Below are 12,165 nucleotides of genomic sequence, written 5' to 3' on the forward strand. Positions count from 1 at the left end.
TTGTCTTCATTTACGCCGCAAGACATGGTCATAAGCTAGAAGCATGCGCAGGATAGTCATCACCGGTCCGCCGCCGGTTCAGGTTCTCGATGTCGCGGGTCCGCTCGAGGTCTTTGCGAACGCACCCGGATATACGCTGCAACTCGCATCCAGCGATGGCAGCACCGAGTTGAAGACCAATCGCGGATTCTCACTGACCGGCGCGCTGCCGCTGAGCCAGATCACAGGCCCCATCGACACGCTGATGGTTGCGGGCGGACCCGGCGCCGAGAGTGGCAGCTACGATGCAGCCTACGTGCAGTGGATTGCCGACGCGGCAAAGCGCTCGCGGCGCGTGGCGGCGATCTGCACCGGGGCATTCCTGCTGGCCGCAGCCGGGCTGCTCGATGGCCGGAAAGCCGTCACGCACTGGAACTTCTGCGACCGGCTGGCGCGCGAATTTCCTGCTGTCCACGTCGATCCCGAGCCCATTTTTTTGCGGGACGACTCACGCCATGGAGCGATCTACACCTCGGCCGGCATCACGGCCGGCATGGACTTGACACTGGCGCTGGTGGAAGAAGATCACGGGCACGCAGCAGCGCTGGCGGTCGCACGGCAGCTGGTGATGTTCCTCGTGCGCCCGGGAGGGCAGGCACAGTTCAGCCACATGCTCTCGCACCAGGCAGTCACCTCGCAGCCGCTGCGCGAGCTGCAGGTGTGGATGCTGCAGAACCTGCGCGCCGACCTCGGAGTCGAGCGGCTGGCCGAGCGCATGGGCATGAGTGCAAGGCACCTCACGCGGGTCTGCCTGCGCGAGACGAAGATGAACCCGGGGCAGTTCGTGGACCGCATGCGCGTCGAGGCCGCGCAGCAGCTGATCGACAGCTCGGCCATGGGACTCAAGCAGGTGGCCGACGCCTGCGGCTTTCAGACCGCGGACGCGATGCGGCGCTCTTTCGTACGCCTGCTCGGCGTCACGCCCAGCGAGTATATGGATCGATTCAAACGCGCGGTTACGGCCCCGCAAAGCCCGGCGTAGCTCAGGGCTCAGGGAAGAGCGTCAATCTCGATGGTGGCCCATTCCAGCCCGCAGTTGGCTCGAGTGGGGTAGCACGAACTCCAGAGCGGATTTGTCATTCCGACCGAAGCGGAGGCACCTGCGGTTCTCTTTCCACAAGCGAGGGACATGGTTCCCGATGGACAGAGCCCCGGGGGCACTACTTCCTGTCTAAAGCGCGGAGAACAGACGGCGGTAGCGCATCAAGCCCCTGCTTCAGCTGCGAATCGGGGATGGGCTGCTGCGCCACGGTCCGGAACGGCCGGGTGCCCCATCCAAGCTCCGCTTGGGTGGGAGGTACGAACCTTGACGGTCCCGCATCTCCATCCTGACAGAGCGATAGGCACTCTCAGCCACTCGCAGATATCGTAGGAGCATGTTGAAGAGCGTTTATAACCGCTTCACCGTATACGTCCGTCTTTTGAATGAAGGTACGCCTTGTTCGCGCCCCGCTGTAGCCGTGTATTTGCGGGATGGTGCGTATAGCCTGTTGCCATCGGCTGATTACGACTCCAATGATGAGCAGTGGGAGTTTCGACCAGGCTCCATTGTCCTTTGCGAAGAGGTGCGGAAAGACGGAGATGTTTTCCTGCAAGCTGAGAAGCTGCATCCCATCCAATTGAATGCCCTAGTTGGTTTGCCGCTCACCGGAGCGACTCGCGCTGGAGCAATGGCGATGTTCTCCTTCGGAACAGTCCGAGATGTGCAGACACCGCGAGGAATAAGGCAGAAGCCAGATTTCTCGCTCCATCCTCAATGTGCGTGGAGACTGGTTGGTGGTGACTCCGTATTGTTAGGAAGCTCAGATCTTTACTATCCCGCTGATGGAAGCGAGGATTGTTCCAACTTTGACTGGGATATTCCTAGCGCGAGCCGCCGCGATGTACTTATGGGCGATCTCATGAGGGGCAGTGACCAACTTATAGTCACAAGAGCTGAGCTCGGTCTAGCCGGAGCGCTGCATATCTGGTTCGATCAGAACTACTGTTTAGAGATCATGCCTAACAACTCAATCGAAGACGAGTACTGGCGGCTCTTTAAGCCAGGGACGAATGATAGGCATCTCGTCGTCTGAGACAAAATCGGTCTGGCGTTTTAAGTCGTCTGAGTGCTTGTTATCTATTTCCGCCACAGCACCCGACGCACCGAACCCGGCAACTCCCCCAGCCCATCCTTCAACAAAGGATCCGCCACAGGAGTCTCGACCGAAGTCCGGAACGGCAGCACCCCAGCCCAGACATCGAGCGCGTAATCCTCATCGTCATCGTGCGGGGGCCCGGTGCGGATCTTCGCCGAGGCCTCGTCGATCGGGAACGAAAGCACCGTCGTTGCCTTGAGCTCCTGTGAGGTAGGCGGGCGCACTTCGTCCCAGCGGCCTTTGAGAATCTGGTCTGAGATGATGCGCAGCGCGTGGTTCTTTGCCTCTTCACCTTCGACCAGAGTGGCGGTGCCCAGCATCACGACGGACCGGTAGTTCATCGAGTGATTGAAGGCCGAGCGCGCAAGCACCAGACCGTCGAGCAGCGTGACCGTGATGCACGCCTCTATGCCTTTGTCGAGGTTGCGCAGCATGCGGCTGGCAGCAGAGCCGTGGATGTAAAGCGTGTCGCCCTCACGGCCAAAGCCCGTAGGGATGACGAAGGGCTGGCCCTCGATCACGAAGCCGACATGACAGAGGAACGCCTCGTCAAGGATCGCGTGGATGGTGGCCTTGTCGTAGTCGCCGCGCTTGGGCAGGCGGGCAACGCGGGTGCGTGGACTGGGCGGCGGTGTGGGTTCGGTCATGGCTGGCTCAGGTGCTTCCAAAGTACAGGAAAAGCGGCGGCACACACTCTTCCGGAGAGAGCATTCTCTAGTATCGAGGGATGCGGAACAAGGTTTTCCTTCAGGTAGCACTCAACGGCGATCAGGTTCATCCCAGCACCCCTCGCACGCCGTCAGAGATCGCGCAGGCAGCATGGGACGCGGTGCATGCAGGCGCGGACTCTGTTCATGTGCATGCCTTCGACAAGGACGGCAGGGAAACTCTGGAAGCCGAGGCCTGCGGCGACGTCCTTCGCGCGATACGAAGACTCTGCCCGGGCACTCCGATCTCGCTCACCACCTCCGCGAGCATCGTGAGTGATCCCGCCAAGCGCCTGCGCATGGTGGAGCAGTGGCAGGAGCTGCCCGATCTGGTCACGGCCAATCAGGGAGAAGCAGGCATCGTCAAGCTCTGCGAACTCCTGCTCTCCCGCGGTGTCGAGATCGAGGCCGGGCTTTTATCCGTAAGCGACGCAAAGGCTTTCCTCGCCTCCGGACTGGCAGACCGTTGCCGCCGCGTGCTCATCGAGCCTCTGGATCTGGCCCCGCAGGTGGCGGTCGCCCATGCCGCGGCAATGGAAGAACTCATTACAGCGGCGGGCATCCAGCTTGAACAGGTTCACCACGGCTATGGAATCGCCTGCTGGGAGGTAAACCGGCGCGCGCTCGATCGCGGACATGGCATTCGCACCGGCTTCGAGGACATCACCCTGCTTCCCGATGGAAGCCCTGCGCGAGACAACGCCGCGCTGGTGGCCGCTGCTCTCGAGCTCATACAGGCTTCCCGCAAACAAGAAAGCCGACCTTGAAGGTCGGCTTTATCCTTGTGAATCTTCGCGGCATTTCCCGGCGCTGCAGCGGGCGCAGCGGAGTTGCCGCTACAACTTAGCGGCCGAAGTGCGTGGAAGCCTTGTCCGCGTAGCTGACCCAGTTCTCCGGCAGATCGTCGGCAGCATAGATGGCCGAGACGGGGCAAACGGGAACGCAGGCGCCGCAGTCAATGCACTCGACCGGATCGATGAAGAGCTGATCGGCATCGCTGTAGCCGTTCTCATCCTTCTTGGGGTGGATGCAGTCCACCGGACAGGCATCGACACAAGCCGTGTCCTTCGTGCCAACGCAGGGTTCCGCGATTACATAAGCCATGAGAAAGGTCCTCTACTTCTTGGTAATTGGTTAGACACAGCTATTGTAACCGAGGTGGGAGGGGAGATTGACGGGATTTGCAGGCAGGCCGCGCTCGAATGGGCGATCCCGCGTAAAGAGAAAGAAATTACGCGGGTTTCTGTTGACGGTATTTCGCGAGCGGAGATAACGTTTACCTACATCTGTGGACCACCCGCAGTACTCCCACGTGTAGGACTGGAGCGTTATGCGATCTGTGCCGGCCCGGCTTGCCTGTTCTCTTCCCCTTGCTTTGAGTGCCCTTCTTTCCACAACCGCGTCGCAGAGCCTCGCTCAAACAGCGCCTCCCGTGACAGTCGAGGCACACTTCGATCAGCCCACCGCCAAGGCCAGTCCCATGCTGCACGGCCTGATGACGGAAGAGATCAACTACTCCTACGACGGCGGCCTGTACGGCGAGCTGGTGCGCAACCGCACCTTCTTCACCGACTGGGAAGGCGCGCCGTACTGGCGCATGGTGCCGAAGGGCCAGGCCAAGGCTACCGTCGCCGTGGAGAAGACCGGAGGCCCGAGCGCGGCGCTGCCGCACAGCATGAAGCTGACGCTCGAGAGCACAGGCACAGGCGGCTCAGCTGCTCTCGAGAACGAAGGCTACTGGGGTATTCCGATCCACCCGCATGAGACGTACAAGGGATCGTTCTATGCGAAGTCGGACGGCGCGGTCGGTACCGTGCATGTGGCCGTGACCAACGATGAAACCGGCGCGGAGCTGGCCTCGGCCGACGTGACGCTCGACGGCACCGGCTGGAAGCAGTACAGCTATGAGCTGGTCTCGCACGCGGAGAACGCAGGCGAGAAAAATCACCTCGTGCTCTCGATCGCGAAGCCCGGCTCGGTGTGGTTCTCGCTGGTGAGCCTCTTCCCTCCGACCTACGAGAACCATCCGAACGGCTTCCGGCCGGACTTGATGGAGATGATGGCGGCGATGAAGCCGACCTTCCTGCGCATGCCGGGCGGCAATTACCTGGAAGGCGACCACATCAAGGAACGCTTCGACTGGAAGAAGACGATCGGACCGATGGTCGATCGTCCGACGCATCGCGGCCCCTGGGGCTATCAATCGACCGATGGCATGGGCCTGCTCGAATTCCTGGAGTGGACCGAGGAGCTGAAGATCCAGCCGGTGCTGGCGGTGTACGCGGGCTACTCGCTGCAGCAGGAGCACGTGAACCCGGGCAAGGATCTTGAGCCCTACGTGCAGGACGCCCTCGACGAAATCGAATACGTGACCGGCGACACCTCGACGAAGTGGGGCGCGGAGCGCGCGAAGGACGGACACCCCGCGCCCTTCCCGCTGCACTACATCGAGATCGGCAACGAAGACTTCTTCGACAAGTCGAAGTCCTACGACGCGCGCTATGAGCAGTTCTACAAGGCGATCAAGGCGAAGTATCCGCAGTATGAACTGATCGCGACGACCCCGGTGACAAGCATCAAGCCGGACGTAATCGACGACCACTATTACAAGTCGGCCGAAGAGTTCTACGCGGACGTCCACCACTACGACAAGACCGACCGCAACGGGCCGAAGATTTTCGTCGGAGAGTGGGCGACGCGCGAAGGCTCACCGACACCGAACTTCGGCGCGGCTCTGGGCGACGCGGCATGGATGACCGGCATGGAGCGCAACAGCGACATCATCGTGATGGCCAGCTACGCGCCCCTCTTCGTGAACGTGAACCCCGGTGGCATGCAGTGGGAGAGCGACCTGATCGGCTACGACGCGCTGCACAGCTACGCTTCCCCCAGCTATTACGCGCAGGTGATGTTCGGCAGCTATCACGGCGACGTGATTCCTAAGACCGACACCACCGGCGACGAGCTGCGCTTCTTCTCTTCCATCACGAAGAAGACGGAGACCGGCGAGATCTTCGTGAAACTGGTGAACGCGACCTCTGATCCGAAGCCGGTCACGGTCAAGCTCGACGGCGTGGATCACGTGGAGAAGATCGCCGACGTCACGACGCTGAAGGCACGCACGCTCTCGGCCACCAACACGCTCGCCGACCCGAAGAACGTACTGCCTGTAGAGTCGCGCTTCGAGCGGGCGGGCACGACCTTCAACTACGAGACGGCGCCGTACTCCATTACGGTCATCCGCCTGAAGACGAAGTAACCGTCTTCCCGCATACAACAGCGGCGCTCCTTCGGGAGCGCCGTTTTCCTTTTCGTCCGGACACAGTTCTGCTTCATAGTGATTGAGCACATGCTCGCTCACTCTCTTCTTTTTCCCGGCATGCCATACGGCAGCGCTCCGCGCTGGGCCTTTGCCATTGCCGAGATATGCATGCTCCTTCTGATGGTGCTGTGCGCGGTCCATGCCGTACGCAGCAAGCGCCGCGGGGCGCTGTCCTACCTGCTCGGCGGCTTTCTCTTCGGACTGGCGCTCGAGTACATCGAGGTGCTCAGCGGCAGCTACACCTATGGCCGCTTCCACCTGATGCTGGGCCATGCGCCCAAGGACATCCCCATCTGCATCGGCGCGGGCTGGGGCATCATTCTCTACACCGCCCGGCTCTACAGCGACGCGCTGCGGCTGCGGCCCTTCGCCGCTGCCGCACTCGATACGCTGCTCGCGCTGAACATCGACCTCAGCATGGACGTCGTCGCCTACCGGCTGCACATGTGGCACTGGTACTGGAACGGCACAGGACTCGATCCGCTGCGCGCGCAGTGGTTCGGCATTCCGTACGGAAACTTCGTCGGCTGGGCAACGGTGGTCTTCTGCTATTCGCTCTACAGCCGGTTATGGGAGCGCAGGATCACGCAGAAGCCGGGAGCATGGCGCGGTCCCGTCGTCGCCGTGCTGGCGCTGGTGTGCGCGCAGGCCACGCTTTTCGTTACCGAGACATGGATCTGGGACTTCCTGCATCGCCATGCCGGGCTGACCAGCGGACCGAGGCTGCTGCTCATCGTGCTGGCAATGGCTACTCTGATCGCATGGGGATGGAAGCGGCGCGAGAGCGCGATGCAACCGATGGACGGCATCGCGCTGTGGGTGCCCTGCTGGTTCCACCTGTATTTCTTCTTCTGTTTCGCCTGGTTTCACTTCTTCCGCGAGAACCGCTGGATGACAGCCGCGGCGGCCGCAAACATCGTGCTCGGCATTGGGATGCACCTGCTCCCGCTCAGAGAACAGAGGCGGAAGCAGGCATGAAGCCGAGCTATGAACGCTCAGCGATCAGCGCTTCGCGGCTGCCTTGCGCGTGGCCTTGCCGGCTTCCAGCGCCTCATCCTTCGAGTTTTCAAAGAGAACATCGAAGAGCCGGCCCGCGATCACGCGCGCAGTCTCGCTGCCCACATGGCTCGCCGACCGCATTTCCACGATGAGCCCGGAGAGCATGGAAAAGCCGGCATGCACGGCCTCCGTGCGTCGGATAGCGGTCTTTCCCTTCGCCTCACCCAGCAGCGCGGCGTAAATCGCCTCGGGGTTTTCCGGCGTGATCGTTGCATAGACCTCGCGGAGCCGCTCCTTCGATTCGGGATGTCGGATCGCGTAGAGCTTGAACTCCAGCAGCAGCAACGCCCATGTTTCATCGCTGGAGAAGGAGAGGAACGCATCCCGCATCACGGCAAGATTGCTCTCCGTCCCGTTGGCGACTGAAAGCTGTTCCCGCATCGCAGCGCGGCGGCGCAGCGAATGCGTCTCCACCAGAGCCAGAAAGATGTCTTCCTTGCTCTTGAACTGCGTGTAGATCGAGCCCTTGGTGCGGCCGGCGAGCTTGGCGATCTCGTTGAGATCCGCCTGCTCGTAACCGTCCCGAATGAAGACCTCTTCGGCGGCGCGCAGCAGGCGCTCGCGCGTCTCCCGCGTACGAACTTCGTGTTTGTTTGGCTTGGACTGGGGCATGTTGCTCTGCCCCATGATATCGATCGCAGCCGCCGGGTATCCGGCCAGGGAGGGTTTCAAGTCATTCGACAGCATGATCTGCCCTTTACCCGGCGGCCAGCCGGGGGCTGGAAACGGCGAACTGCTTGACTGCCTCGAGATAGCGCTTCGTCAGCGCCTTGGCAAACTTGTCCGCGACCGAAGCGCTCTCGGACTCCGTGCGTACCGACGCGCGAATCTTCTCCTCCACATCGAGGCGGCCGGATCGGTCAGTAAAGTGCGCATCGAAGCCGATCTGCGTCGCCGAGGTAAACATGCCGACAGGGCCGGAAGAAGCCCTCACAACCTGGTTGCCCGGCTTGAACGACGTCACCGATATCTGAACCCGGTATTGCGGGCACGCGGCCAGCTGCTCGGCGCCGCGATAAACGCGGGTTACACCCTTGGCATGCTGCAGACGATCGATCACATGTTCATAAACCAGCGCCTTGTAAGCCGCGGGAACTTCGACAGCCTGCCAGTCGGGAATGTCGACGAGCACACTGCCTGCCTCCACCGTTTGCTGACCGCATCCTGCCGAAGAGGACGCCGGAACAGCCCGGGGCGCAGCCGTAAATGCGGCAACCGCCTGCTGCGCCTCCGCGGGCGGAAGATCGAAGACGGCATAGTGAGTCCCGCCACGCGTATCGCGGAACTCGACGGTGAGCATGCCGACCTTGTGATGCATAAAGGCTGCCGCGGCCAGCCCGCCTCCCTCGGGGATCGCCATGCGGAGGATCCGGCCGCCGGTGCCCCACAGCTCCACCCTGTCGTTCCCGGTGCTCACAGCGGTAATCGCGCTGCGCGAGATGGATCCCTCCACCGAGGCATTCACAAAGCTGAGAGAGTCCGCGCCAAGCGTAAGTGTTCCCTTCCGGTTCGGGTGCACTTCGGGAAAGCCGTAGGCATGGGTTACGTTCTGCGCAGTCCAGAGAGAGGCTGCCGGAAGCGACTGAGGCTCTGAAACTGCGAAGACTGCGGTCGCCGCAAGAAAGACAAGAAAACCGGTAATGCGAAGAGAGGCAAACCAGTGGGTCATGGAAAAGGCTCCTTGTCGTCATATTACATACTTACTGGTCAGTATTTTTTATAAATACAAAAAAAATCCCTTTTGCGGCCCCTAAAGAACTGAAAACCCACAAAGCTTTTTTTAGGATTGGCGGTTCTCAGCCACGTGCAGACGCAGGAGAAACGAAAAGCAGCACGACCGGGCGCGCAGAGGCATTCGTCCACATCGAAGGATGGCCGGAGCGGACCGTGACGGCATCTCCCTTGTGCAGAACCTGTGGCTCGTCATCGAGCGTCAGCTGCACCGCGCCTTCCACGACAAAGACAAACTGCTCGCGCTCAACCGCATGCGGCTTCTTGCCGCTCGCGCCACCGGGCTGCAGTGTGATCAGCAGCGGCTCGAGGCGCGAGCCACGCCCGGCATGCAGGCTTTCAATCTCTGCCTGCGACCAGACGCTCTCCACCCGCAGGCGCGCCTTTGCCCGGACCACCGCGGGCTGGATCTCCGCATTGCTCTGAAACAGCTCGGAGAGGCTGACCTCGAGGCACGACGCCAGCTTTTCGAGTGAGCCGATCGATGGCGAAGCCAGGCCGTTCTCCACCTGCGAGATAAAACTTGGCGAGAAGCCTGCGCGCGCGGCCAGCGTGCGCACAGAGAGCCCAAGGCGCTCGCGACGCTGCCGAATGCTCTCCCCGAGTGAATGCTCGGCGGCTCGCTCCGTCTCTGCGCTGTGTGATGTCATGCCCGCTCTCTCCGGATCTCGCGACTGTAACTTTACACCGCGCGGCGTACATCAGAACAGCACGAAGTGTTCATTTATACTGAACACTCAGCGAAATTGCATGGAGGATGGATGCCCGGCCACGGAATGAGTATGCGCGAGATAAGGACGAACCTGCTCTCTGGAGTGACCGTATCTCTGGCGCTGGTGCCGGAGGCCATCGCCTTCTCGCTGATCGCGCACCTGAACCCGCTCCAGGGTATGTATGCGGCCTTTCTGATGTGCTTCATCGCCGCGGCCTTCGGCGGCCGCCCCGGGCTCATCTCCGGCGCTGCGGGATCGACAGCCGTGGTGATGGTGGCGCTCGTCGTGCAGCATGGCGTGCAGTATCTCTTCGCCGCGCTGGTGCTGATGGGCGTATTGCAGGCGGTCTTCGGATTGCTGCGCTTCGGCAAGTTCATCCGCATGGTGCCCCACCCGGTGATGCTGGGCTTCGTGAACGGCCTCGCCATCATCATCGCGAAGGCACAGCTGGTGCACTTTCACGTAAAGGCAGCCGACGGCGCGCAACACTGGATGACCGGCAAGCCGCTCATGACGATGCTCGCCCTGGTGGCGGCGACCATTGTGGTGATCTATGCGCTGCCAAGGCTTACCAAAGCCATCCCTGCATCTCTGGCTGCCATCGTCGTGGTCACGCTGTGCGCAGTGGGCCTCGGCATTCACACGAAGACCGTGGGCGATATGGCATCGATCCGCGGCAGCCTGCCGCACTTTCATGTACCGGGCGTGTCCTTCACCTTCGAAACACTGAAAATCATTGCTCCCTATTCGCTGATCCTCGCCGGTGTCGGCCTGATCGAAACGCTGCTCACGCTCAATCTTGTGGACGAGATGACCGGCACACGCGGCAGGCCGAATCGCGAGAGCCTGGCGCAGGGCATCGGCAACATTGCCTGCGGATTTTTTGGCGGCATGGGCGGCTGCGCCATGATCGGCCAGACCATGATCAACGTCGGTGCAGGCGGCATGCGGCGGCTCTCCGGCATGTTCTCTGGGCTATGTCTGCTGAGCTACGTGCTCTTCGGCTCGTCGCTAATCGAGCGTATTCCGATCGCGGCGCTGGTGGGACTCATGTTCGTCGTCGCGATGAAGACCTTCGCCTGGGGCAGCTTCCGCATCATGGGCAAAATTCCACGGCACGATGCATTTGTGATCGTTGCGGTTACAGTTGTCACGGTCTTTACCGACCTTGCGACGGCGGTCGTACTGGGCATCCTGATCGCAGCGCTGGTCTTTGCCTGGGAGCACGCCAAGCAGATCAGCGTTTCTGTCCGCATGGACTGCGATGGGCGCAAGATCTACGAGCTGACAGGCTCAGTCTTCTTTGCCTCTGCGGCGCAATTCCGCACGCTGTTCTCCCCTGAGACAGACCCGGAAGATGTGATTATCGAATTCCGCCAGGCACGCGTGATGGATCACTCAGCGCTGGAAGCGATTGAGACGCTGGCGGAGAAATATCGTGAGGCCGGCAAGCGGCTGCACCTGCGCCATCTGAGCCCGGACTGCTACGCGCTGCTCGACAAGGCCAAGGGCATGGTCGAAGTAAATGCGGCGGAAGACCCGACCTACGCGGTCGCGGACAACCGGCTGGGATAACACCCACACGACCTGTCATCCCGACCGAAGCGAAGCGGAGTGGAGGGACCTGCGGTCGAGATGACAATGCTTCTTAAGGGGAAAGCAACACAGAAACTGGGGCTAGATGCCTTCGCCCATGCTCACATAAGCGCTGCCCTTGGCAACTTCGCTGCGATACTGCTGCCGCTCTTCTTCCTCGGTCGCGAAGGAGCGCACGCTGTCCAGTTCGCGGGTTGCATGCTCCAGCTGGCCATCGAGGCTATCCACGCGGGCACGCAGGCGCTGCACTTCCTCGCCAAGCGCCTTGATCACACCGGACAGCGGATCCTTGATCTGCGATGGATCGGTGATGAGCACACGCGCCCCGTCTTTGTAGATCACATGCGCCGGCACGCCCACTACGGTCGAATCCGGAGGCACATCCTGCAGCACCACGGAACCTGCGCCCACACGTGAGTTCTCGCCGATCGTAATATTGCCGAGCACGTTTGCATTGTTGCCGACGAATACGCCGTCCCGCAGCGTGGGATGCCGCTTGCCGCTCTCGTTGCCGGTGCCGCCCAATGTCACGCCCTGGTAGAGCGTGACGTCGTCACCGACGACTGCCGTCTCGCCGATGACTACACCCATACCGTGGTCGATGAGCAGGCGACGCCCCAGTGTTGCGCCAGGATGAATCTCGATGCCAGTGAGAAAGCGCACGCACTGCGAAAGCACACGCGCCGCCAGCGGCCAGCCCGCAACCCACAGGTTGTGGCTGATGCGATGAAGCCACACCGCCCACAACCCGGGATAGCAGAGCAGCACCATGGCGCGCGACCGGGCTGCCGGGTCGCGCGCCATGACCGATTCGATGTCCTCGCGAATCGAGGCAAGAAGGCTGATCGGCAAGCCGCCGC

At 61.6% G+C, this 12,165-nt stretch carries 12 protein-coding genes; 6 read left to right on the forward strand and 6 right to left on the reverse strand.

Features of this window, described 5'->3' with window-relative positions; genetic code table 11:
- The first annotated feature begins 43 nt into the window (after window positions 1–43).
- Both QM649_RS11650 and QM649_RS11655 read left to right on the forward strand, forming a co-directional pair.
- Complete coding sequence (locus tag QM649_RS11650; RefSeq protein WP_415199214.1) at window positions 44–1,021, forward strand: GlxA family transcriptional regulator; 978 nt, start codon at window positions 44–46, stop codon at window positions 1,019–1,021.
- Between the two features lie 394 nt (window positions 1,022–1,415).
- Entirely contained in the window at window positions 1,416–2,114 is a 699-nt protein-coding gene (locus QM649_RS11655) for a hypothetical protein (protein WP_415199215.1), read from the forward strand.
- A 44-nt stretch (window positions 2,115–2,158) separates the two neighbouring features.
- Here the strand turns inward: QM649_RS11655 and QM649_RS11660 are convergent, their stop codons facing one another.
- On the reverse strand, window positions 2,159–2,824 hold the full coding sequence (locus QM649_RS11660) for a pyridoxamine 5'-phosphate oxidase family protein (protein WP_415199216.1): 666 nt from the start codon (window positions 2,822–2,824) through the stop codon (window positions 2,159–2,161).
- Window positions 2,825–2,904: 80 nt separating this feature from the next.
- On the opposite strand from QM649_RS11660, the gene QM649_RS11665 reads away from it, so the two are divergent.
- Entirely contained in the window at window positions 2,905–3,651 is a 747-nt protein-coding gene (locus tag QM649_RS11665) for a 3-keto-5-aminohexanoate cleavage protein (protein ID WP_415199217.1), read from the forward strand.
- 76 nt (window positions 3,652–3,727) lie between these two features.
- Here QM649_RS11665 and QM649_RS11670 read toward each other — a convergent pair whose 3' ends face one another.
- Window positions 3,728–3,988: an indolepyruvate ferredoxin oxidoreductase subunit alpha gene (locus QM649_RS11670; protein ID WP_415199218.1), complete on the reverse strand. Its 261-nt coding sequence runs from the start codon at window positions 3,986–3,988 to the stop codon at window positions 3,728–3,730.
- A 328-nt stretch (window positions 3,989–4,316) separates the two neighbouring features.
- On the opposite strand from QM649_RS11670, the gene QM649_RS11675 reads away from it, so the two are divergent.
- Both QM649_RS11675 and QM649_RS11680 read left to right on the forward strand, forming a co-directional pair.
- A complete protein-coding gene (locus tag QM649_RS11675; protein WP_415199219.1) occupies window positions 4,317–6,143 on the forward strand; it encodes an alpha-L-arabinofuranosidase C-terminal domain-containing protein in 1,827 nt (608 codons plus the stop codon).
- 90 nt (window positions 6,144–6,233) lie between these two features.
- Window positions 6,234–7,184, forward strand: a complete 951-nt coding sequence (locus QM649_RS11680) for a carotenoid biosynthesis protein (protein WP_415199220.1) — start codon at window positions 6,234–6,236, stop codon at window positions 7,182–7,184.
- Between the two features lie 24 nt (window positions 7,185–7,208).
- Here QM649_RS11680 and QM649_RS11685 read toward each other — a convergent pair whose 3' ends face one another.
- The 3 genes from QM649_RS11685 to QM649_RS11695 form a co-directional block, all read right to left on the reverse strand.
- Complete coding sequence (locus tag QM649_RS11685) at window positions 7,209–7,877, reverse strand: TetR/AcrR family transcriptional regulator (RefSeq protein WP_415199221.1); 669 nt, start codon at window positions 7,875–7,877, stop codon at window positions 7,209–7,211.
- Between the two features lie 85 nt (window positions 7,878–7,962).
- The gene (locus QM649_RS11690) at window positions 7,963–8,934 is read right to left on the reverse strand and encodes a hypothetical protein (protein ID WP_415199222.1); all 972 of its coding nucleotides are present in this window, start codon (window positions 8,932–8,934) and stop codon (window positions 7,963–7,965) included.
- 127 nt (window positions 8,935–9,061) lie between these two features.
- On the reverse strand, window positions 9,062–9,646 hold the full coding sequence (locus QM649_RS11695) for a cupin domain-containing protein (protein WP_415199223.1): 585 nt from the start codon (window positions 9,644–9,646) through the stop codon (window positions 9,062–9,064).
- A gap of 132 nt (window positions 9,647–9,778) precedes the next feature.
- Between QM649_RS11695 and QM649_RS11700 the strand changes: the two genes are divergently transcribed.
- Window positions 9,779–11,284 (forward strand): SulP family inorganic anion transporter, encoded by a 1,506-nt coding sequence (locus tag QM649_RS11700; protein WP_415199224.1) that lies wholly within the window; start codon window positions 9,779–9,781, stop codon window positions 11,282–11,284.
- Window positions 11,285–11,386: 102 nt separating this feature from the next.
- Here QM649_RS11700 and cysE read toward each other — a convergent pair whose 3' ends face one another.
- Window positions 11,387–12,151: a serine O-acetyltransferase gene (cysE, locus tag QM649_RS11705; RefSeq protein ID WP_415199247.1), complete on the reverse strand. Its 765-nt coding sequence runs from the start codon at window positions 12,149–12,151 to the stop codon at window positions 11,387–11,389.
- Window positions 12,152–12,165 lie beyond the last annotated feature (14 nt).

This window comes from Silvibacterium sp., from assembly GCF_047605705.1.
Classification (GTDB): Bacteria; Acidobacteriota; Terriglobia; order Terriglobales; family Acidobacteriaceae; genus Silvibacterium.